The organism is Halovulum sp. GXIMD14794 (assembly GCF_054457455.1).
The window spans coordinates 109164-132070 of record NZ_JBTLNF010000007.1; the positions used below are offsets into that span (position 1 = coordinate 109164).

Sequence of the window (22907 nt, forward strand, 5' to 3'; positions counted from 1 at the left end):
GTACCGCCGAACATCCTCTGCCGAGTACGGGCATAACCCTGAGAGGGGTTCTGTGATGTACAAGTCGATCGGCATGTACGCCGCATTCAAGAAAGACGCCGAAGGTGCATCGACCGCTTGGTCGATCTTCTGGATGATCTGCTTCCTGCTCCTCTCCGGGCTTATCATCGACACCGCCAACGCCTACAAATATCGGCAGGTGCTGACCGCCACGGCCGAGTCGGCATCGCTGGCGGCTATCATGAATTACCGTGAGGTGGAGTACTACGGGCTCTACGACCAGAAGAACGCGACATACTACACCGAAGACGGCAACGCCCCGCCGACAGGGTACTCCCGCGCGCGAAATGTTGCGACCAGCATCGCCAGCCAGATGATGAACACCAGCGGCAACGGCGAGGTGATCACAGATCAGGATGTCGAACTGGGCAACTGGAACGGTTCTACCTTCACGGTATGGGACGGAACGTCGAACCCGACTTTCACGATCAACGCCGCGCGCGCCACGGCCTACCGGTCCAGCCGCCGCGCGGATCCGGACGATGCAAACCCGCTCGATACGCTGCTGCTCGGCGCATTCGGCGGCATGCCCTGGTGGGACGTCGCCTCTGTTTCGATTGCCGAAGCCTTCATTCCGGCCTGCTATACCGATGGCTTGCTCGCTCAGGGCAAGGTGGACATGAGTTCGAACAACTCGTTCTACGGCGAGATCTGCGTCCACGGCGAAGGTCATGAAAACGATGGCAACAAGAATCCTCCAGTGGGAATCAGTCTTCAGCAGGGGAACTATTTCGACCCTGAAGTGATCGTATCGGCTCCGGGTTCGTTTGATACCATGGTCGACGGCTCAGGCGCGGGGTACGACGATCCGGTCTATGACGTCTACCGCCAAGAGCAACTCGACATCTTCGGCGTTACCATGTTCAACGAACTGCGCGACATGTTCTTCGATCCGACGCAGGTCACAGCCACGACCCTGTCCGATCACATGCCTGACTACATCCTAGACAACGTGAAAGATGCCAGCGGGAACTACATTGTCGGCGATGGGGATCTATCGACCCCCCTTAACAAGGACGATTTCTCGCAGACAGATATCAACGCCCTGGGAGACGACACCAACGACTGGCCGATTGTCACCACGACCCCGTCGGGCGATCCGCTCACCGGTGCCGCACTCGAGAGCCTGCTGGCAACTGCGACCGCAAACGACACGGTCGAGGAAACTTTCGCCGGCAAGATCTACAAGGTCACCTGCACCGGTGGGAACGGAAAGACCGTCGCGCTTAATCAAGCCGTTCTGATGGACAGGGTCGCCGTCGTCTCGCCGAACTGCGAATTCAACCTTTCATCCGATATCACCATCAGCGACGCATACCTGCTCACGGATGCGGTCAACCAGAACGGCAATGCTGTCATCCATGGCAGCAATGGTGTCACCATCGGTAACGGAAACTGCGAGACCGGCACGGGATCGCGTGTGATGGCGCGTGGTACGATCGACTTCGCGTCGGACATGAACATGATCCGCTCGCAGATCATCTCGGCCGAGCAGGACGTGTACTACGCCGCCAAGGCCGACGGCCTTGAGGGGACCTCTGTCCATGCCGGCGGCAACATCTGGCTGCGCTCACAGGCCCAGGCGGAACTCTGCCCGGACGCGATCGGCGACTTTACTGACCCGCCCCGCGATTACTATCGGCTGGTGCAGTAAGCTCTTTCGCGATTTCATTCACCGCGGGGCGGGGCGCAGCGGCGTCTCCGCCCCGTGACATTTCATACACATAAGTTTATGTGAATACATCCAGCACTATTTCCGTTTAGAATCATTAAGTTAAAAGTTCCAGCTTTCATTGTGCCCCAGTAGAAAGTTTGCTATTTAATTAATGATGTTCAAAATCCGGCTCAGGTTTGTCGGATTCGTGGGTTCCAGGTGGGGTGGCGTGATGAAAATGCCTACAGGCGCGATTTCGCGTTTTCACAACGACGTCGAAGGTGCATCGACCGCCTGGTCGATCTTCTGGACGCTGATCTTCCTTATCATGTCGGGTTTCGTGATCGACACGGCGAATGCCTACAAGTACCGGCAGGTGCTGACGGCGACAGCCGAATCCGCATCGCTTGCGGCGTTGATGAATTACAACGAACTTCAGTACTACGGTCTCTACGACCAAAAGGACGAAGAGTACTATGTCGACGGCGGTGCCACGCCTCCGACGGGCTACACCCGTGCGCGGACCGTGGCCAAGGACCTTGCGACCAAGATGATGAACACCGCCAACAACGGCAATGTCATCACGGATGCCGATGTCGAACTGGGCAACTGGAACGGCACCACGTTTACGGCTTGGGACGGGACGGGCACGCCCGCCTACAGCATCAACGCGGCGCGCGCTACTGCATATCGCTCCAGCCGTCGTGCCGATCCGAACGATGCGAACCCGCTCGACACGCTGCTGCTGGGCGCGTTTGGCGGACTGGAGTTCTGGGATGTCGCCGGCCAGTCGGTTGCGGCGATGTTCGTTCCCTGCCCATATGCTTACGGTCTGATTGCGACGGGTAAGGTGGACATGAGCTCGAACAACACTTTCTCGGGTCAGCTTTGCATCCACGGTCAGGGTGAAGAGAACAAGGGTAACAAGAACCCTGCTGTCGGTATCGATCTGCAGCAAAACAACAGCTTCGACGACACCGTCCACGTGTCTTCGAACGGAGAGTTCGAGACACAGGTCGCGGGCTCGGGCGCGGATGACGCGGATAGCAACCTGGAGAACCGGTATAACCCGGCCAGCCTGCAACCTACCGGGGTCACGGAATTCCCGAACATCCAAGCAATGCTGGAGACGCCGGAAGACGTCGATCTGCAAAAGATCAAGGATTACATGCCGGATTATATCATTGAGACGGCCGAGATTTCGTCGGTACCGATCGGTGATAACCTCATGGACACTCCGTTGACAGCGGCCGATATTGCCGAATTGGAAGCTGGTCATAACCCGAATAACTATACGGTAGATTGGCCAATCGTGAGCGAGGTCGAGACATCGCCGGGTGTCACCGAACCGCTGACAGCAACCAGGTTCGAGAATCTACTGGCCGACATCGCCGCCGGAACGATCTCCAGTTCGGATTTCGCCGGCAAGATCTACCACATCGACTGCTCGGGCGGTGGCGCCGACAAGACTGTCGACTTCAATCAGGAGATCACGCTCACCAATATCGCTGTGGTGTCGAACGAGTGCCGCTACTCGCTGTCGTCGAACATCACCATCGCGAGTTCGATCCTTCTGACCGACCACAACGGCCCGAACGCTTCGATCCAGGGCAGCAATGGCGTGACCATCGGCAGCGGCGCATGCGAAGACAGCGCCGGCTCCAAGATCATGGCCCGCGGCACGATCGATTTCGCCTCCGACATGACAATGATCAGCTCGCTGATCGTGTCGGAAGAGGAAGACGTCTACTATGCCGCCAAGGCGGATGGAATGGACGGGTCCTCGGTGCACGCTGGCGGCAACATCTACCTGCGCTCGCAGGCCGAGTTCCAGGACTGCCCCGGCGCGGTTCCGACGAAGAACTTCACGACTCAGTCTTGGTATCGCCTGGTCAACTGAGGACTGAACTTTCCGATCGAAGGGGCGCGGGAGACCGCGCCCCTTTTTCATTCCTGCCACACCTTCCGCCGCTTTCCCCTTTTTCCGTTTGAACAATCCGGCGATTTCGCTACCGTCGGCTTCCCGAATGCGAGCGAGACGAGGAACGGTTTCTATGAAGGTGAGCATCGAGCGATCCGCGCTGCTGAAAGCGATGAGCCGGGCGCAGTCGGTCGTGGAGCGGCGGAACACGATTCCGATCCTCGCCAATGTGCTCATCGAGGCCGACGGCGACACGCTGGCCTTCCGCGCGACCGACCTCGACATCGAGGTTCTGGACCGCGCCCCGGCGATGGTCCTGAGCGCGGGCGCCACCACCGTCGGCGCCCACACCCTGCACGAGATCGTGCGCAAGCTGCCCGACGGCGCAATGGTCGAGCTTGAGGCTGACAGCGCTGCCGGCCGCCTGTCGGTCCGCGCCGGACGCTCGAACTTCCAGCTGGCCACCCTGCCCCGCGAAGACTTCCCGGTGATGGCCAACGCCGAGTATGACTGCAACTTCGCCTGCGATGCGCCCATCCTGCGGCGCCTGTTCGACAAGGCGAAGTTCGCAATCTCGACCGAGGAAACCCGCTATTACCTGAACGGCGTTTACATGCACGCCGCCGACGGGCTGGACGGCCGCGTTCTTCGCTGCGTCGCCACCGACGGCCACCGGCTGGCGCGGATCGACGCGCCTCTGCCGCAGGGCGCCGACAACCTGCCCGGCGTGATCGTCCCCCGCAAGACCGTGGGCGAGCTGCGCAAGCTGCTCGACGATGATGAAACACAGATCGCCGTATCGGTCTCGGAAACCAAGATCCGCTTTGCCACCCCCGAGGTTACGCTGACCTCGAAGGTCATCGACGGCTCGTTCCCCGACTATTCCCGTGTGATCCCGACTGGCAACACCAAGCGGCTCGAAGTCGACGCGACCGAGTTCAGCAAGGCCGTCGACCGCGTCGCCACCGTGTCCTCCGAGCGCTCCCGCGCGGTCAAGCTGACGCTGGACGAGGATCGGCTGGTGCTGTCGGTCAACGCACCCGACAGCGGCAACGCCGAGGAAGAGCTGGCCGTGGCCTATGGCGACGACTCGCTGGAGATCGGTTTCAACGCGAAATACCTGCAGGAGATCGCCGACCAGGTGGACCGCGAGAATGCCGTCTTCCTGTTCAACGGCTCCGGCGACCCCACCCTGATGCGCGAGGGCGATGACGAGACGGCCGTCTACGTCGTGATGCCCATGCGCGTCTAGGCGGGGGCTCTCCGCCCCTGATGTCCCGCCTGGCCGTCACGGCCCTGGCGCTGTCGCACCTTCGCTCGCACCGCGCCGCCCGGATCGAGGGCGACGGACGCCCCGTCGCGATCTTCGGTCCCAACGGCGCGGGCAAGACCAATATTCTCGAGGCGCTCTCGCTGCTGTCGCCCGGCCGCGGCCTGCGCCGCTCGGCAACGGCGGACCTGTCGCGCAGCCCGGAGAACCTTGGCTGGAAGGTCCGCGCGACGCTCGATACCCCACACCACCTGCACGAGGTCGAGACCTGGGCCGAGCCCGGCCAGGGCTCGCGCCAGGTGACGATCGACGGCAAGGCGGCCTCGCAGACCGCGCTGGGCCGGATCGCCCGCGTGCTGTGGCTGGTGCCCTCGATGGACCGGCTGTGGATGGACGCCGCCGGGGAACGCCGCCGTTTCCTCGACCGGGTGACGATGAGCCTTGAACCGGGCCATGCCGACGTGGCGCTGGCCTATGAGAAGGCAATGCGCGAGCGGAACCGCCTGCTGAAGGACCAGATCCGTGACGAAGCCTGGTATGCTGGTCTCGAGGCCCAGATGGCCCGCCACGGCACAGCGCTGTCGACGAACCGCGCGATGGCGCTCGACCGGTTGAACGACGCCCAGCAGGGCGCCCAGACGGCCTTTCCGCAAGCCGATCTGAGCCTCGCCCCGCCCGAGGATGGCGCCGAAACGCCCCGCGACGAAACCGAGTTGCGCACCGCTCTGGCGCAGGGCCGCCGCCGGGATCTTGCCGCCGGACGCACGCTGACCGGGCCTCACCGGGACGATCTGCGCGCGATCTATACCGCCAAGCAGATGGAGGCGCGGCTCTGCTCGACCGGCGAACAGAAGGCGCTGCTGGTGTCGCTAATCCTTGCCAACGCCCGCGCGCTGGCGCAGGACATCGGCGCCGCCCCGATCCTACTGCTGGACGAAGTCGCAGCGCATCTGGACGCGGACCGCCGGGGCTCGCTATACGATGAGATCTGCACCCTGGGCGCCCAGGCGTGGATGACCGGAACCGATGCCGACCTGTTCGCCGCGATGGGCGAGCGCGCGCAATGGGTCGAGGTCACGGACGAGGGCGGCCAATCCCACGTGACCCAGTTGACGGACCCCGCCACATGACGCTGACACCTGCGCAGCTCGGCCTTTACGCCGGCGCGCTGTTCATCCTCTTCCTCACCCCGGGCCCGGTGTGGGTCGCGTTGATCGCCCGTGCATTGGCCTCGGGCTTTCACGGCGCCTGGCCGCTGGCTCTCGGCGTCGTGGTGGGCGATGTGCTCTGGCCGCTGCTGGCGGTGTTCGGCGTCAGCTTCATCGTCTCGGTCTACGGCGACGCGCTGAGCCTGCTGCGCATCGCAGGCGCCGTGGTTTTCGTCGTGATGGGTGCCCAGCTAATCCGCAAGCGACACAAGAATATCGGAGAAAACAGCGCCCTGACCGCGCCGGGCATGTGGGCCGGATTCACCGCCGGACTGCTGGTCATCCTCGGGAATCCGAAGGCGATCCTGTTCTACATGGGCGTGCTGCCGGGGTTCTTCGACCTCTCGGCGATCACCGGCTGGGACATCGCGGTGATCTGCCTGATCTCGGCCCTCGTGCCCTTCACGGGCAACCTTTTGCTGGCGGTTTTCCTCGACCGGGTACGAGCGATCCTGTCCTCTCCGGCGGCGCGCGCCCGGCTCAATCTGGGGGCTGGCGTCACCCTGATCCTTGTCGGTTTCGCGATCGCGCTGCTGTGATCTACAACACCCCGATTCGCATCTCATAACCAACTGTAATCGCTCATTTTTATCCGGCGAAAATCGGCCTGCGCGGCGTGACATTCCCGGCGCGAACCTATAGAATCAAGAAAAATCCGAATGGACAGGTGGCATGGCGGACAACGACAACGATCAGGCAGCCAATGACGAGTATGGCGCAGGCTCCATCAAGGTTCTCAAGGGCCTCGAGGCAGTGCGCAAACGTCCGGGCATGTACATCGGCGATACCGACGACGGTTCGGGCCTGCATCACATGGTCTACGAGGTCGTCGACAACGGCATCGACGAGGCGCTGGCGGGTCATGCCGACACGGTCTACGTGACGATCCACGCCGATGATTCCGTCTCGGTGCGCGACAACGGACGCGGCATCCCGGTCGACATCCACGAGGAGGAAGGCGTCTCGGCGGCCGAGGTCATCATGACCCAGCTGCACGCGGGCGGGAAGTTCGACAGCAACTCCTATAAGGTCTCCGGCGGTCTGCACGGCGTGGGCGTCTCGGTTGTGAACGCGCTGTCCGAATGGCTGGAGCTGCGGATCTGGCGCGACGGCAAGGAGCATGTCGCCCGGTTCGAGGGCGGCAACACCGTCGAGCATCTGAAGGTCGTGGGCGACGCAGACGGCAAGCGCGGCACCGAGGTCCGCTTCCTCGCCTCGGTCGAGACGTTCTCGAACCGCGATTTCAGCTTCAAGACGCTGGAGCACCGGCTGCGCGAGCTTGCCTTCCTGAACTCGGGCGTGCGGATCACCTTGCGCGATGAAAGACCGGCCGAGCCGCTGGAAGAGGTGATGATCTACGAGGGCGGGGTGAAGGAATTCGTCCGCTATCTCGATCGCTCCAAGCATCCGCTGATCGAAGAGCCGATCTTCATCACCGGCGAGCGTGACGACATCGGGATCGAGGTCGCGATGTGGTGGAACGACAGCTACCACGAAACGGTGCTGCCCTTCACCAACAACATCCCCCAGCGCGACGGCGGCACCCACCTGGCCGGGTTCCGCGGCGCGCTGACCCGGACGATCAACAACTACGTGGCGACTTCGGGGCTGGCGCGGAAGGAAAAGGTCTCGCTGTCCGGCGACGACGCGCGCGAGGGTCTGACCTGCGTGCTGTCGGTCAAGGTGCCTGATCCAAAGTTCAGCTCGCAGACCAAGGACAAGTTGGTCAGTTCGGAGGTGCGTCCAGCGGTCGAAGGCCTGATGAACGAGAAGCTGGCCGAGTGGTTCGAGGAAAACCCGAACGAGGCACGGCAGATCGTCGGCAAGATCGTCGAGGCCGCGCTGGCCCGCGAGGCGGCCCGCAAGGCGCGCGAGATGACCCGCAAGTCGGCGATGACCGTCGCCTCGCTGCCCGGCAAGCTGGCCGACTGCCAGGAGAAGGACCCGGCGAAGTCCGAGATCTTCCTGGTCGAGGGTGACTCGGCGGGCGGGTCCGCCAAGCAGGGCCGTAGCCGCGCCAACCAGGCCGTGCTGCCCTTGCGCGGCAAGATCCTGAACGTCGAGCGGGCGCGCTTCGACCGGATGCTGTCCAGCCAGGAGATCGGTACGTTGATCACCGCGCTCGGCACCGGGATCGGGCGGGACGAGTTCGACATCAACAAGCTGCGCTACCACAAGATCGTCATCATGACGGACGCCGACGTGGACGGCGCGCATATCCGGACGCTGCTGCTGACCTTCTTCTTCCGGCAGATGCCCGAGCTGATCGAGGGCGGGTACCTCTATATCGCGCAGCCGCCGCTCTATAAGGTGTCGCGCGGCAAGTCCGAGGTCTACCTGAAGGACCAGGGCGCGCTGGAGGACTACCTGATCCAGCAGGGCCTCGTGGATACCTCGCTGAAGCTGGGCGACGGCTCGGTGATCGCCGGGCCCGATCTGGAACGCGTTCTGACCGAGGCGCGGCAGGTCCGTACCATCCTGAACGCCTTCCCGACGCATTACCCGCGCCCGATCCTCGAACAGGCGACGATTGCCGGAGCGCTGGTTCCGGGCGCGCTGGACGACAACATCCAGTCGGTGGCCGACGCGGTGGCGGAGCGGCTCGACCTGATCGCCGTGGAATACGAGCGCGGCTGGCAGGGGCGTCCGACCCAGGATCACGGCCTGCGGCTGTTCCGCGTCCTCCGCGGCGTCGAGGAGGTTCGGGTGCTGGATGGCAACGTGCTCCGCTCGGGCGAGGCGCGGAAGCTGGGCGGCTTCACCAAGGGGCTGCAGGAAATCTATCGCCAGCCCGCCGTGCTGGAGCGTCGCGACAAGCGGATCAGCATCTACGGCCCGCTGGACCTGCTGGACGCGGTGATGAAGGAAGGCGAGCGGGGCCTGTCGATGCAGCGCTACAAGGGTCTGGGCGAGATGAACCCCGACCAGTTGTGGGAAACCACGCTGGACCCCGAGGCGCGCACCCTGCTTCAGGTCCGCGTCAACGAGGTGACCGAGGCCGACGAGGTCTTCACCCGCCTGATGGGCGACGTGGTCGAACCGCGCCGCGAGTTCATCCAGCAAAACGCCCTGAGCGTCGAGAACCTGGATTTCTGATCGCCGACCGGCGGCACGTTCGCGTGCCGCCGGGCCGGATCGGGACCAGGGGTTTCACCATGAAATCCGGGGATTTCATCGTGAAAACCCCCTTAAGCCCTTGATACTAAAAGCATGTTATTCATGAAAACTTCGTAAACGCCGTTTCGGGCACCTTTTCGGGCGTCCGCCCGAGGTCTGTAGGTGCGGCCTCGTATCCGCTGCGGTCAGAGGCATCCTCCAGCAGCAGACCCAGGATATCCGAGCGGGTCAGTACCCCGGCAAGCCGCCCTTGCCGCGTGACCGGAACCGTCTGGACGCCCTGCCGGGCGAGGCGGTTGAGAAGTTCTCCGACCGGCATGTCATGTGGCACCGCGTCGGCAGGCGGCTGCATGATATGGCGGGCGGTCAGCCGGCGGGGACGCGGCTTTGCGCCTTGGGGCAGAAGCGCCTCGACAAGGTCGGATTGCAGGATCAGGCCCCGGAAACGGCCACTGGCCGAGACCACGGGCAGGCTCTTGATCGGGTGGGCGCGAAACAAGGCAGCGACGCGGTCCAGCGGCATGTCGGGCGTGGCGGTGATCAGGTCCGTCGTCATCACGTCGCCGCAGGTCACGCCGCGAAACCGGTGGCGGGCGGCCTCGGCCTCGGCGGCGGCGAGCAGGCGGCCAAGGTCCGCGACACCGATGTTCGCACCCTGGTTGAAGCGCTCGATCAGCGCGGCAAGTTCACCGGTGCCAAGCCCGAGGCGTGGCTGTTCGGGGGCGGTGCCCGGCTGCCGGAAGGGATAGACCCGGCCGGTGGCGCGGTTGAACAGCGTCCCGGCAAGCACCAGCGCGGCGGTCGGCAGGCTGACCGCCAGCAGCGCGGCCGCCGGTCCCGAAGCACTGAGCGAAGGGTCGAGCGCGAGCAGCAGCGCGACCGCCCCGCCCGGAGGATGCAGCGCGCGGGCCAGCATCATCACCAGGATCGCCGCGCCGATCGCCAGCATCGGCGCAAGCGCTGGCGGCGCGACAGCGACGACAGCGAGCGCCGCGCCCGCCGCGACGGTATTGCCGACGATGGCCGACCAGGGCTGCGCCAGGGGCGCGTTCGGCACCGCGAAGATCAGGAAGGCGGTGGCTCCCAGCGGCGCGACCAGCTTCACGGGCAGTGCCAGCGCCAGAAGCGCGCAGACTCCGATGCCCAGCGCGGCGCCGAGCGGCGCGCGCAGGAACTCGGCTCGCGCGGGCGCCGGCATGGCGGGACCGAGGTGGTGCAGGTGGCGGGCAAATGGGTGGGTCATCGCAATACGTCCTGAAATTTCCCGCTGCATGCCATGCGGCACGGGGGCGGAAAAGACCGGACGGCAGGGCCCGCCGGACGACCGACGAAACACCGTTCCGGCAGGCGGTTATAGGGGGAAACACCGTTTGCCCTGCCATCCCGCGAACGGGACGGCGGTCGCGCCTTCGGACGCACGGGCCTGCGGATGTTCTTGTTTCGAAAAGCGGTTTCTGACCCGCGATGGGCACGGCAAAGCCCCGCAACGGAAACGTCACACAAGCTGTAAACGACTGTCATGAAGGACGGATAACCCCGCTCCACCGACATAACGGCGTAACCAACTTGGAGTACGGCACCATGATCCGTGGAGTCCTGACCAGCACCCTGGTGCTTGGCACCCTTTCCGCCCCCGCCTTCGCCCAGACCGAAATCACCTGGTGGCACGCCATGGGCGGCCAGCTGGGCGAGACCGTCAACGAGATCTCGAAGCGCTTCAACGAAGCCCAGTCCGACTATGTGCTGACCCCGGTCTACAAGGGCGGCTACGAGGACACGCTGACCGCGACCATCGCCGCCTTCCGCGCCGGTGAGCAGCCGAACATCGTGCAGGTCTTCGACGCCGGCGCCGCCACCATCATCGGTGCCCCGGGCGCCGTGATCCCCGCCGAGGACCTGATCCAGGAAGCCGGTATCGAGTTCGACGCCAACGACTACATCGACGGCGTGCGCTACTTCTACGCCGATGCCGCGGGCAAGATGGTCGGCATGCCGTTCAACTCGTCGACGCCGATCCTCTACTACAACACCGCCGCGCTGGAAGAGGCCGGTGTCGAGCCGCCGAAGACCTGGGAAGAGTTCGAGACGCTCGCCCCGAAGCTGGTCGAAGCGGGCTACATCCCGATGGCCCAGTCGCACACGCCGTGGATCTTCACCGAGAACTTCTTCTCGCGCCACAACCTGCCCTTCGCCACCAACGCGAACGGGTTTGAAGGCTCGGACGGAACGCAGATCCTAGTGAACTCGGACGAGATCAAGATGCACTTCACCAAGCTGAAAGAGTGGCTTGATGAAGGGTACTACGCCTATTACGGCGCGGGCTGGAACGACAACCAGGCGGCGTTCGAGAACGGCGAAGTGGCCATGTGGCTGGGCTCGTCGGGCTCGTTCGGCGGTCTGAAGAACTCGGCCGATTTCGAGTTCTCGGCCACCTACCTGCCCTACTGGGAAGCCATCACCACCGAGCCGACCGCGACCTTCATCGGCGGCGCCGCGCTGTTCGCCATGTCGGGCCAGCCGGAAGAGGAGAACAAGGGCGCTGCCGAGTTCTTCAAGTTCCTGTCGAGCCCCGAGATCCAGTACTTCTGGCACAAGGAAACCGGGTACGTTCCGATCACCAAGGCCGCCTACGAGATGGCCCAGGAAGACGGCTATTACGCCGAGACCCCTCAGGCCGAGGTTGGCATCCAGCAGCTGTCGCTGCCGCAGGGCGAGTGGTCGAAGGGCTACCGCATGGGCTTCTACGTGCAGATCCGCGACGTGATGAACCGCGAGTACGGCCGCATCTTCGCCGGCGAGACCACCGTGGACGGGGCCTTCGCCACGATCGAGGAAGAGGCCAACAAGCTGTTGTCGCGCTTCGGCAAGACCGCCGGCTGATCCAGTTCTGACCGAAACCGGCGGGGGCGCTTGCGTGGCGCCCCCGCCCGCGTTCGAGAGGCTTCTCCGTGAACAAGGCCCAATTCGGCAATCCCTGGATGCCCTACCTGCTGCTGGCGCCGCAGATGGTCATCATCGCGATCTTCTTCCTGTGGCCCGCGGCCGAGGCGATCCGGTCGTCCTTCTACCTCGAGGATCCGTTCTTCGGGAACGCGACCTTCGTGGGGCTGGACAACTATCGCGACGCGTTGAGCGGGTCCGACTATCGCCGCACCGCCATTTTCACCGCGATCTTCACCGTGCTGGTGGCGCTGCTGTCGCTGGCGATCGGCCTGTGGCTGGCAGTCTCGGCCGACCGGGTGCTCAAGGGCCAGGGCGCGTACAAGACGCTGCTGATGTGGGTCTATGCCATCGCGCCGCCCGTCGCCGGTCTGATCGGCGTGATGCTGTTCGACCAGCACATCGGCCCGCTGGTGGATTTCGCCGCCCTGTTCGGCTGGGACCTGCAGATCGGCGTCGACTACTGGGACACCGGGTTCGCGATGATCGTCGTGTCGACCTGGAAGCAGATCCCCTACTGTTTCATCTTCTTCCTGTCGGGCCTGCAGGCGATCCCGTCGAGCGTGAAGGAAGCGGCCTCGATCGATTGCCGCTCGGAAACGCGGCGGTTCTGGACCGTCACCTTCCCGCTGCTGGCGCCGACGACCTTCTTCCTGCTGATCCTCAACATCACCTACGCGATGTTCGAGACCTTCGGCACCATCGACCTGATCGTGAAGGACCAGCCGGGGAACAGCCCCGTGACGCTGGTCTACAAGGTCTATCGGGACGGCTTCCGGGGGAACGACCTGGGCGGCTCGTCCGCGCAGTCGGTGATCCTGATGATCCTGGTTCTGCTGCTGACCGTGGCGCAGTTCCGGCTGATCGAACGCCGCGTGCACTACAGCTGAGGAGCGGAGCATGGCGATAACCGAAACGACACCTGCCGCCGTATCGCCCAAGGCCCGCGTGGCCTCGGGTGGGCTGGGCAAGGCGCGGATCTATGACCACGTCGTGCTGCTGATCGGTGTGCTGGTGATGATGGGGCCGCTGGTGGTGGCCTTCACCACCTCGACCTATGACAACGTGACCATCCACCGCGAGGGGATGCAGCTGGGCTGGGGCGGAAATTTCATCGACACCTATTCGACGGTTCTGACCCGGCAGGGCGGCTTCACCGGCGATGTCACCGGCTGGCTGATGACGACGAACAGCCTGATCCTGGGGATCGGCTTTGCCGTGGGCAAGATCGTGGTGTCGATGCTGGCGGCCTATGCCATCGTCTATTTCCGCTTCCCGCTGGGCACGTTCTTCTTCTGGATCATCTTCCTGACGCTGCTGCTACCGCTGGAGGTGCGGATCCTGCCCTCGTACGAGGTGGTGCAGCAACTGGGGCTGCTGAACACCTATACCGGGCTGATCCTGCCGCTGATCGCCTCGGCCACGGGGACGTTCTTTTTCCGGCAGTTCTTCAAGTCGATCCCGAACGAGCTGCTGGAGGCCGCGCGCATCGACGGCGCCGGGCCGGTGCGGTTCTTCTTCGACATTCTGGTGCCGCTGAGCCGGACGATGATGGCCGCGATCTTCATCATCATGTTCGTGGTCGGCTGGAACCAGTACCTGTGGCCGACGCTGATGACGACCGAAGAGACCTATTTCACGCTGGTCCGCGGCATCAAACAGGTCATGCAGATCATGATCGGGGCAGACATCCCCGCCTACAACGAGGGGCTGGCCATGGCGATCCTCGCCATGCTGCCGCCCGCGCTGGTGATCCTCATTTTCCAGCGCATGTTCATCAAGGGACTGGTGGAGCAGGAAAAATGAACACACTCAGCATCCGCGACGTCTTCAAGCGCTATCCGAACGGGGCCGAGGCCGTCAAAGGCGTCTCGGTCGAAGTGGGAACCGGCGAATTGGTCGTCTTCGTCGGGCCCTCGGGCTGCGGCAAGTCCACGCTTCTGCGCATGGTGGCGGGCCTCGAAAGCGTCACAGCAGGCGAGATCGAGCTGGCCGGCCGCGTCGTGAACGACCTGGAGCCCGCCGACCGCAATATCGCGATGGTCTTCCAGAACTACGCGCTCTACCCGCACATGAGCGTGCGCAAGAACCTGGCCTACGGGCTGAAGAACCGGGGCGCCGCCAAGGACGAGATCGACCGCAAGGTCTCGGACGCGGCCGAACTGTTGCAGATCACGGATTTCCTGGATCGCAAGCCAAGCCAGCTTTCAGGGGGCCAGCGGCAGCGTGTGGCGATGGGCCGGGCCATCGTGCGCGATCCGGCGATCTTCCTGTTCGACGAGCCGCTGTCGAACCTCGACGCGAAGCTGCGCAATCACATGCGGCTTGAGATCCGCAAGCTGCAACGGCGGCTGGGCACGGCGGCGATCTATGTCACCCACGACCAGGTCGAGGCGATGACGTTGGCCGACCGGATCGTCGTTCTGAACGGCGGCAAGGTCGAGCAGATCGGCACGCCCTCCGAGATCTATCACCGTCCTGCTTCTACCTTCGTGGCCAGCTTCATGGGCGCGCCGCCGATGAACCTGCTCGAAGGGCGCTATTCGGGCAATGGCTCGGTTGAACTGGCGGGCGGCATCGGCCTACCGGTCGAGACCCGCGCCGCGGCGGGCGGCCCTGTCACCGTGGGCGTGCGCCCCGAGGATGTCGAGGTCACCGCCGGACCAGACGGCGTACCCTTCGATCTGGGGATCGTGGAAGAGCTGGGCGCGACCCGGTTGCTGCATGGCCGGATCGGGGTACAGGACTTCACTGTCTCGATCCCGAAGGGGGACGACAGCCTGCCGCAAAGCCTGCGGCTTGCAGTCCCGCGCCACGCGGTGCATCTGTTCGGGGGACAGGAGGGAACCCGAATTTGACGACAACGACATCCGCCCTGCCCCCGGTTACCGAGGCGCAGAAAGCCGAGATCCTGAACGCCCCGCGCACCACCGAGGCGCACAGGGCCTTGATGGAGGCGGTTCCGGCGATGTCGATGTTGCAGGTGGGCGGTCCGGGCGGCAACGCCCCCCTGCCTACCGGGTTCACCGTGGCGGCCTGGAACCTCGAGCGCTGCATCGACCCCGAGGCCAGCGCCGCGTTGCTGAAGGCGCAGGGCGTTAGCGTTGTGCTGCTGTCCGAAATGGACAACGGCATGGCCCGCACGGCGCAGCGCGACACCACCGCCGCGATGGCAGAGGCGCTGGGGATGCACTATGCCTTCGGCGTCGAGTTCTTCGAGATGGGCCTTGGCGGCGAGACCGAGCGGCCCTTCTGTACGGACGATTTCAACCGGCTTGGCTGGCATGGCAACGCGGTCCTGTGCTCGGCGCCGTTCCGGGCGCTGAAGCTGATCCGGCTGGACGATCACGGACATTGGTTCATCGGCGGCAGCGACAGCGATCCGGGTCAGCCGCGGATCGGCGGGCGCATGGCCATCGCCTGTGTGGTCGAGGCGGATTTCGGCCCGCTCTGCCTTGTCTCGACGCATCTGGAGAGCAATTCCGGTATCGGGATGCGGCACGCGCAATTCCAGGTGCTGCTCGATGCAGTCGAGGATTTCGCGCCCGGGATGCCGGTGCTGATCGGCGGCGATCTGAATACCGGCAACAAGCTGGCCCCGGACTGGGACTGGCGCAAGGAAACCCTGTTCGAGATGGCACGCGAGCGCGGCTATGACTGGTCGATGACGCCCGAGGGCATCACGACACGGTCGAGCCGGCTGACCCCGCATCGGACGCGGAAGATGAAACTGGACTGGTTCTGCACCCGTGGCCTGAGCGGCCAAGGGCGACTGCTGACCGCCGAAACGCCCGAAGGCGTTCCGCTGTCAGATCATGAGTGCATTGTTGCCGAGAGGGTCAGCCTCTCCGGCTGACCGGAACGCCTTGGATCAGGCGTGCGCCTCGTTACGGATCTTCTTGGCCTTGTTCTTGACCAGTAGGATCAGGAAGGCTGCGGGCCAGCTGAGCATGGCCAGTGGCATCACCTGGGCGAAGGTTGCCCCCTGCGCGCCGAGATACATCGTGATCAGAAGCGTCAGTCCCATCCCCCACAGATAGAACGCTGCGACCTGCCGAAACATCGGTTCGTCCTCCTTATCGCCTACCACCGTCATCGTAGTCCCCAACGGTTAATGTAAGCGAAAGGTTGCCGCATTTAAGCCATAATTCCGCCACTTCGGTGACAAAATGGTGATTTGCCTGCGGCCGGGCGCGAGACAGGACGACAACGCATAGCTGCCCTGCGGGGTTGCAACGACCCTGTATCGCATTGATTTCAAAGGAAAGGTGCATAAAGAAAAGGGCCGCCCTACGGCGGCCCTGGTGTCTTCCGGTCGTGTCCGGCGATCAGCCGTTGATCACGTCCTTCAGTGCCTTGGCGATGGTCACCTTGACCACCTTGTCGGCGTCCTTGTGCATCTGCTCGCCCGTGGCGGGGTTGCGGACCATGCGCGCGGGACGCTCGCGGCACGAGAACTTGCCCAGACCCGGCAGAGTGACCGCGCCGCCGTTGGCGACTTCGCTGGTAACGATTTCGGTCAGCGCTTCGAGCGTGCGGTTGGCGCTTGCCTTGTCGCTGTCGGTCTTCTCGGCCAGTGCAGCGACCAGCTGCGTCTTGGTCATGGGCTTCTGAGTCATCGTTGATGCTCCCCGATCCGTTTGTTGTGGGTGTCGCAAGTGAAGTGTCGGTCGAGATAAGCCAATCCCGGACCAAAAAACAATGGGGGATTCGCCACGAATCCCCTTTTTTGCTTGGTTCCGCGCATCGCAGTCACAAACGCTTTGCCGGTCAAAGGAAGGCCGTCTCCTCGAAGCTGCGCAGCTTGCGCGAGTGCAGACGCTCGAGCGGCATCTCGCGCAGGGACTCGACGGCGCGCAGCCCGATCAGCAGGTGCTGGGCGACCTGCTTCTTGTAGAAGGCGGTCGCCATGCCGGGCAATTTAAGCTCTCCGTGCAAGGGCTTATCGCTCACGCAGAGCAGGGTGCCGTAAGGGACGCGGAAGCGGAACCCGTTGGCCGCGATCGTGGCGCTTTCCATGTCGAGCGCGATGGCGCGGGACTGGGACAGGCGCTGCACCGGGCCGGACTGGTCCCGCAATTCCCAGTTGCGGTTGTCGATCGTCGCGACGGTGCCCGTGCGCATGATCTTTTTCAGCTCGTACCCCTCGAACTCCGTCACCTCGGCCACTGCCTGCTCCAGCGCGACCTGCACCTCGGCCAGCGCCGGGATCGGCACCCAGGTCGGCAGGTCGTCGTCCAGCACGTGATCCTCGCGCACATAGGCGTGCGCCAGCACGTAGTCGCCCAGGTTCTGCGAATTCCGCAGGCCGGCGCAGTGGCCCAGCATCAACCAGACATGTGGGCGCAGCACTGCGATGTGGTCGGTGATCGTCTTGGCGTTCGACGGGCCGACGCCGATGTTGACCATGGTGATGCCCGAGGTGTTCTCGCGCACGAGGTGATAGGTCGGCATCTGCGGCAGCTTGGCGGGTGAAACCCCGGTGGTGCCGTCTGCGGTGGTGATCACGTTGCCCGGCTCGACCAGCGCGGTGTAGCCGCTGGCGGGATCGGCGATCTGCGCCCGGGCCCAGGCGACGAACTCGTCGATGTAGAACTGGTAGTTGGTGAACAGGACGTGGTTCTGGAAATGCTCGGGTTCGGTCGCGGTGTAATGCGCGAGCCGTGCCAGCGAGTAGTCCACCCGCTGCGCCGTGAAGGGTGCCAGCGCCCGGCTGCCACCGGGGCCCATGCCATCGCCGTTCACGATGCTGTCGTCGGTCGTGTTCAGGTCCGGCACGTCGAACAGATCGCGAAGCGGGTGCGATGTGCGGTCCTCGATGCTGCCCTCGACATGGGCGCCGGGGCCCATCGCGAAATGCAGGGGGATCGGCGTCCGCGACGATCCCACGGTCACCGGCACACCGTGATTTTCGATCAGCAGACCGACCTGCTGGGTCAGGTAACCACGGAACAGGTCGGGCCGGGTGATGTTGGTCGAGTAGTGACCCGGCTCGGCGACATGGCCGAAGGACAGACGGCTGTCGACCTTGGCAAAGCTGGTCGTGGTGATCGACAGCTCGGGATAGTAGGCCCGATAGCGGCCCTCGATCGGCTTGCCGGCCATGACCTCCGAGAAGCGCTCGCGCAGGAAACGGGTCGCCTGCTCATAGAGCGCGATCAGCGCCTCCACGGCTTCGGCGGCATCGGTATAGCTGTGCGGCACGCCCGGCTCGGGCGAGAGGATGGGAAGTTCCGAGGTGGCGGGATTCAGTTCCACGAGGCGGCCCTTTCACGCGACGAAGAGATCGGTCTTCTCGAACCGTGTCACGTCTATGAGCCCGAGGTCCGAGATGCGCAAGGCCGGGATCACAACCAGCGCCAGCAGCGAATGCTGCATGTAGGCGTTGTTGAGCGCGCAGCCGCTGTCGGCCATCGCCTGCACCATCCGCGCGGCGGCATCCGCCACCTCGCGGGCGGGCGCGTCGGACATCAGCCCGGCGATAGGCAGCTCGACGAGGGCGAGCTCCTTCCCGTCCTTGAAGACGGTGACGCCGCCGCCGACCTCGGCCAGTCGGTTCGCAGCCAGCGCCATGTCGGCCTTCGAGGTGCCGACGACAATCATGTGATGGCTGTCATGCGCGACGGTCGAGGCGACGGCGCAATCGACGTCGTACCCGAAGCCCGAGACGAAACCGTTGGTGACACCGCCGGTGCCCCGGTGACGCTCGACCAGCGCGATCTGGCACACATCGTTCGGGCGGTCCATCGCGACCAGGCCGTTCTCGACGGGCAGTTCCGCCTCGAGCGCGCGGGTCGGGGCCTGGTTCTCGACCACGCCGATCACGCGGGCGTTGACGCGGGCGGCGCCTTCGGGCGCGGGAATGTCGAAATCGGCCGCTTGAAGCTGCTTGCCCATCTTCACCGTCTGCCGCGCATGCGCGGGCCATTCGAAGGCCGGTTCGGCGGCGAGAAGCGCACCGTTCTCGGCCACGACCTGACCGCGCGCGATCACGGTCTCGATCGGCAGGGTCTTGAGGTCCGAGGTCAGGATCGCATCGGCGCGGCGGCCGGGGGCGATCGAGCCAAGCTCACGCTCCAGTCCGAAATGGGTCGCGGTGTTGATCGTCGCCATCTGAAGCGCGATCAGCGGATCGAGCCCGCAGTCGATGGCGTGGCGCACGGCGCGGTCCATGTGGCCGTCGTGAACCAGCGTTCCGGAATGGCAGTCGTCGGTGCACAGGATGAAGCCGCGCGGGTCGAGGCCCTTTTCGGTCACCGCCGTGATCTGGCTTTCGACATCGTACCAAGCCGAGCCCAGCCGCAGCATCGCGCGCATCCCCTGACGGACGCGCATGATGGCGTCTTCCTCGCGGGTGCCTTCGTGATCGTCCGCCGGACCGCCTGCGGCATAGGCATGGAACCCGGAGAGGTCGGGACTGGCATAGTGCCCGCCCACGGTCTTGCCGGCAGCCTGTGTCGCCGCGATCTCGGCAAGCATCTTGGGGTCGGCGTTGATCACGCCGGGGAAGTTCATCATCTCGCCCAGGCCGATGATGTTCGGCCAGGCCATCGCCTCGGCCACGTCCTCGGGGGTGATCTCCTGCCCGGTGGTTTCCAGACCGGGGGCCGAGGGCGCGCAGGACGGCATCTGCACGAAGACGTTGATCGGCTGTTCCAGCGCCTCGTCATGCATCAGGCGCACGCCTTCGAGGCCGAGGACGTTGGCAACCTCGTGCGGGTCGATGAACATGGACGTGGTGCCGTGCGGCATGACCGCGCGCGAGAACTGGGTGACGGTCAGCATGCCGGATTCGACGTGCATGTGCGCATCGCACAGGCCCGGAATAAGATAGCGGCCATCGGCCTCGATCACCTGCGTGTCGGGGCCGATCATCGCCGAGGCATCGGGTCCGCAATAGGCGAAGCGGCCATCGGCGATGGCGATATCGCTGCCGGGGATGACCTCGCGGCTGTGGACATTCACCCAGGACGCGCCCCGGATCACCATGTCGGCGGGGGCGTCACCACGGGCGACGGCGATCAGGCGGGGGGCGCTTTCGGCCCATGTGTTCACGGAAACCATGCGCGGACGGTGCCACGCGGTTTCGGGCGGGGCAAGCGCGGTTGCGTGCATTCCGTGGCGCCGCGCGCGGTGCAGCCACCGGACGCCTCCGGCGGGAGTATTTGGCGGGATGAAGAAGGTGGGGGCTGCGCCCTAAAGGTGGCCGAACAGCTCGGCCATCAAGCCTTCGAGAAAGACGGCATCCGCCGGGGTGAACGCGTCGGGGCGGTCACTGTCGATGTCGAGCACGGCGATCACCTGGTCCGCCTTGTCGAAGACCGGAACGACGATTTCGGACCGGGTGGACGAGGCGCAGGCGATATGGCCGGGGAAGGCGTCGACGTCGGGCACCAGCTGGGTCTCGCGGGTGCGGGCGGCGGCACCGCAGACGCCGCGCGAGAACGGGATGCGCAGGCAGCCGTGGCCGCCCTGGTAGGGACCGATGGCCAGCATCTCGGGCGCGACGACGCGGTAGAAGCCGACCCAGTCGAACCGCTCGTCCGAGTGGAACAGCTCGCAGGCGGTGGTGGCCATGAGCGCGATCTCGTCAGTCTCGCCCTCTGCGAGGGACAGGATGCGGTCGCGGGTGGCGGAGAGGTGCTCTTCGGTCATGCGCGCCTTCTACGGCGTGGACGGGGAAGCTGCAAAAAGAAAAGCCGGGCCGCAATCGGGCCCGGCAGGTTCCCGGGCCTGGTGCGGCCCGGGTCTGGGGAGATCCCTCAGTTCGTGAACTCGGGGTAGGCCTCGATGCCCATCTCGGTCATGTCCAGGCCGTTCTCTTCGGCCTCGGCATCGACGCGGATGCCGCCGAACATGTTGAGCAGGGTCCAGATCACGAAGGAGACGACGAAGACGAACACGCCGACGATCACGATCGGGCCGAGCTGACCCATGAAGGTCGCGTCCGAGTTGGTCAGCAGCACGGCGAGCGTGCCCCAGATACCGGCGAACAGGTGCACCGGGATCGCGCCGACCACGTCGTCGATCTTCAGCTTGTCGAGGAACGGCACGCCGAAGACCACGATCACGCCGCCGATGCCGCCGATGATGGTCGCCATGCCCAGGCTCGGGGTCAGCGGCTCGGCGGTGATCGAGACCAGTCCCGCCAGGGCGCCGTTCAGGATCATCGTGAGGTCCGGCTTGCCGTACATCAGCTGGGTCAGGATCAGCGCGACCACCGCGCCGCCCGCGGCGGCGGTGTTGGTGTTGGCAAAGATCCGGCTGACGTCGGCCGCGTCACCGACGCTGCCCATTGCCAGCTGCGAACCGCCGTTGAAGCCGAACCAGCCCAGCCACAGGATGAACGTGCCCAGCGTCGCCAGCGGCATGTTCGAGCCGACGATCGGATGCACCACGCCGTCCTTGTACTTGCCGGTGCGCGCGCCGAGGATGATGGCGCCCGCCAGCGCGGCCCAGCCGCCGACCGAGTGCACGACCGTCGAGCCGGCGAAGTCCAGGAAGCCCCACTGGCTGTCCAGGAAGCCGCCGCCCCATTTCCACGACGCCTGGATCGGGTAGATCAGGCCGGTCAGGATGACGGTGAAGATCAGGAACGGCCACAGCTTGATGCGCTCGGCCAGGGTGCCCGAGACGATCGACGCGGTGGTGGCGCAGAACATCAGCTGGAAGAAGAAGTCCGATCCGGTCGAGGCGTAGGACAGATCGTCCGCATCGCCCGCGCCGATGCCCACGGCTTCGAGGACCGCGACGCCAAAGGCGCCCAGGTAGCCGCCGGTCTCGTCAGACCCGATCGACCAGTTTCCAAGCGGATACATGATGTTGTAGCCGATCAGGTAGTACATGATCGCCGCGATCGAGAACAACGAGATGTTCTTGGTCAGCTGCATGGTGACGTTCTTCGAGCGCACCAGCCCGGCCTCGAGCATGGCGAAGCCGGCGGCCATCCACATGACCAAGAAACCGCCGATCAGGAACAGCAGGGTGTTGAGGATGAAGACGGTGTGCTCGGCCGCCTCGCCGCCAGCCGCCGCCTCGGGGGCCGCGTCCTGGGCCAGCAGCGGGGCGGCCGCCAGCAGAGGCGCCCCCGCAAGAGCCGTGATTTTAAGAAGTTGCTTCATGGATACTCTCGTTCCGTTCGTTTGTGCTGGGGGTCAGAGCGCGTCGTCGCCGGCTTCGCCGGTGCGCACGCGCAGGGCCTGCTCGACGTCGAGCACGAACACCTTGCCGTCACCGATCTTTCCGGTCTTGGCGGTGTTGGCGAGCGTCTCGACGGTCTGCGCGACCAGGTCGTCGGCGACCACCAGCTCGAGCTTGATCTTGGGCACGAAGTTCACGACGTATTCGGCGCCGCGGTAGATCTCGGTATGGCCGGCCTGGCGGCCATAGCCCTTGACCTCGGAAACCATCAGACCCTGTACGCCCAGGCCGGTGAGGGCCTCGCGGACCTCCTCCAGCTTGAAGGGTTTGATGACGGCTATGATCAGTTTCATTGCTTCCCCTTGCTTTCGCTTGCAGGACCGCGGGCGGAGGGACCGCGGGATAACCCGGTGGGCTGAGCGGAGATGACGCGCAAAGGGGGAAGCATTTCCAGCGCGAGGCGCTTTCGCGCGGGCAGGAAAGAGGCAGATTTTCCCGATCAGGATCGATTCAATGCACGGAAATTGATCTCTGTCTAAAATTTGTGCATCACATTAATGCGGTTCCGCACTCCACAAATCACTTGGAGACGGGTAG

Annotated in this window: 19 protein-coding genes; 11 read left to right on the plus strand and 8 right to left on the minus strand. The window is 64.6% G+C overall.

The annotated features are described in order from the left end of the window. Positions 1 to 55: 55 nt before the first annotated feature. The 6 genes from ACW9UR_RS17765 to gyrB all read left to right on the plus strand — a co-directional run bounded on the left by ACW9UR_RS17765 (position 56) and on the right by gyrB (position 9209). Positions 56 to 1714 (plus strand): TadE/TadG family type IV pilus assembly protein, encoded by a 1659-nt coding sequence (locus ACW9UR_RS17765; RefSeq protein ID WP_458918392.1) that lies wholly within the window; start codon positions 56 to 58, stop codon positions 1712 to 1714. 232 nt (positions 1715 to 1946) lie between these two features. Further along, complete coding sequence (locus tag ACW9UR_RS17770; RefSeq protein ID WP_458918650.1) at positions 1947 to 3614, plus strand: TadE/TadG family type IV pilus assembly protein; 1668 nt, start codon at positions 1947 to 1949, stop codon at positions 3612 to 3614. A 154-nt stretch (positions 3615 to 3768) separates the two neighbouring features. Then, a complete protein-coding gene (gene dnaN, locus ACW9UR_RS17775; protein WP_458918393.1) occupies positions 3769 to 4887 on the plus strand; it encodes a DNA polymerase III subunit beta in 1119 nt (372 codons plus the stop codon). Positions 4888 to 4907: 20 nt separating this feature from the next. Beyond that, positions 4908 to 6035, plus strand: coding sequence for a DNA replication/repair protein RecF (gene recF / locus ACW9UR_RS17780; RefSeq protein WP_458918394.1), 1128 nt, complete (start codon positions 4908 to 4910; stop codon positions 6033 to 6035). After that, positions 6032 to 6652 (plus strand): LysE family translocator, encoded by a 621-nt coding sequence (locus ACW9UR_RS17785; RefSeq protein WP_458918395.1) that lies wholly within the window; start codon positions 6032 to 6034, stop codon positions 6650 to 6652. Before recF ends, ACW9UR_RS17785 begins: the two co-directional genes overlap by 4 nt. A 133-nt stretch (positions 6653 to 6785) precedes the next feature. After that, on the plus strand, positions 6786 to 9209 hold the full coding sequence (gene gyrB, locus ACW9UR_RS17790) for a DNA topoisomerase (ATP-hydrolyzing) subunit B (RefSeq protein WP_458918396.1): 2424 nt from the start codon (positions 6786 to 6788) through the stop codon (positions 9207 to 9209). A 121-nt stretch (positions 9210 to 9330) separates the two neighbouring features. Here the strand turns inward: gyrB and ACW9UR_RS17795 are convergent, their stop codons facing one another. Continuing rightward, positions 9331 to 10473, minus strand: coding sequence for an HPP family protein (locus tag ACW9UR_RS17795; protein WP_458918397.1), 1143 nt, complete (start codon positions 10471 to 10473; stop codon positions 9331 to 9333). 338 nt (positions 10474 to 10811) lie between these two features. Between ACW9UR_RS17795 and ACW9UR_RS17800 the strand changes: the two genes are divergently transcribed. From ACW9UR_RS17800 to ACW9UR_RS17820, 5 genes are all read left to right on the plus strand, one after another. After that, on the plus strand, positions 10812 to 12110 hold the full coding sequence (locus tag ACW9UR_RS17800; RefSeq protein ID WP_458918398.1) for an extracellular solute-binding protein: 1299 nt from the start codon (positions 10812 to 10814) through the stop codon (positions 12108 to 12110). Between the two features lie 68 nt (positions 12111 to 12178). Further along, positions 12179 to 13060 (plus strand): ABC transporter permease subunit, encoded by an 882-nt coding sequence (locus ACW9UR_RS17805; RefSeq protein ID WP_458918399.1) that lies wholly within the window; start codon positions 12179 to 12181, stop codon positions 13058 to 13060. 10 nt (positions 13061 to 13070) lie between these two features. After that, positions 13071 to 13976, plus strand: coding sequence for a sn-glycerol-3-phosphate ABC transporter permease UgpE (gene ugpE / locus ACW9UR_RS17810; RefSeq protein WP_458918400.1), 906 nt, complete (start codon positions 13071 to 13073; stop codon positions 13974 to 13976). Then, a complete protein-coding gene (gene ugpC / locus ACW9UR_RS17815) occupies positions 13973 to 15028 on the plus strand; it encodes a sn-glycerol-3-phosphate ABC transporter ATP-binding protein UgpC (protein ID WP_458918401.1) in 1056 nt (351 codons plus the stop codon). The genes ugpE and ugpC overlap by 4 nt, the downstream gene beginning before the upstream one ends. Beyond that, positions 15025 to 16026 carry an endonuclease/exonuclease/phosphatase family protein gene (locus ACW9UR_RS17820; protein ID WP_458918402.1) on the plus strand — a complete coding sequence of 334 codons (1002 nt, stop codon included), beginning with the start codon at positions 15025 to 15027 and terminating at the stop codon, positions 16024 to 16026. The genes ugpC and ACW9UR_RS17820 overlap by 4 nt, the downstream gene beginning before the upstream one ends. Positions 16027 to 16041: 15 nt before the next feature. Here the strand turns inward: ACW9UR_RS17820 and ACW9UR_RS17825 are convergent, their stop codons facing one another. From ACW9UR_RS17825 to ACW9UR_RS17855, 7 genes are all read right to left on the minus strand, one after another. Continuing rightward, positions 16042 to 16233: a hypothetical protein gene (locus ACW9UR_RS17825; protein WP_458918403.1), complete on the minus strand. Its 192-nt coding sequence runs from the start codon at positions 16231 to 16233 to the stop codon at positions 16042 to 16044. A gap of 265 nt (positions 16234 to 16498) precedes the next feature. Then, positions 16499 to 16789: an HU family DNA-binding protein gene (locus ACW9UR_RS17830; RefSeq protein ID WP_458918404.1), complete on the minus strand. Its 291-nt coding sequence runs from the start codon at positions 16787 to 16789 to the stop codon at positions 16499 to 16501. A gap of 151 nt (positions 16790 to 16940) precedes the next feature. Further along, positions 16941 to 18422, minus strand: a complete 1482-nt coding sequence (locus ACW9UR_RS17835) for an AMP nucleosidase (RefSeq protein ID WP_458918651.1) — start codon at positions 18420 to 18422, stop codon at positions 16941 to 16943. Positions 18423 to 18440: 18 nt separating this feature from the next. After that, entirely contained in the window at positions 18441 to 20234 is a 1794-nt protein-coding gene (gene ade / locus ACW9UR_RS17840) for an adenine deaminase (RefSeq protein ID WP_458918652.1), read from the minus strand. A gap of 132 nt (positions 20235 to 20366) precedes the next feature. Then, on the minus strand, positions 20367 to 20825 hold the full coding sequence (locus ACW9UR_RS17845; RefSeq protein WP_458918405.1) for a GAF domain-containing protein: 459 nt from the start codon (positions 20823 to 20825) through the stop codon (positions 20367 to 20369). A gap of 107 nt (positions 20826 to 20932) precedes the next feature. Then, positions 20933 to 22291, minus strand: a complete 1359-nt coding sequence (locus ACW9UR_RS17850; RefSeq protein ID WP_458918406.1) for an ammonium transporter family protein — start codon at positions 22289 to 22291, stop codon at positions 20933 to 20935. 33 nt (positions 22292 to 22324) lie between these two features. Then, positions 22325 to 22663 (minus strand): P-II family nitrogen regulator, encoded by a 339-nt coding sequence (locus tag ACW9UR_RS17855; protein WP_458918407.1) that lies wholly within the window; start codon positions 22661 to 22663, stop codon positions 22325 to 22327. Between the last annotated feature and the right edge of the window lie 244 nt (positions 22664 to 22907).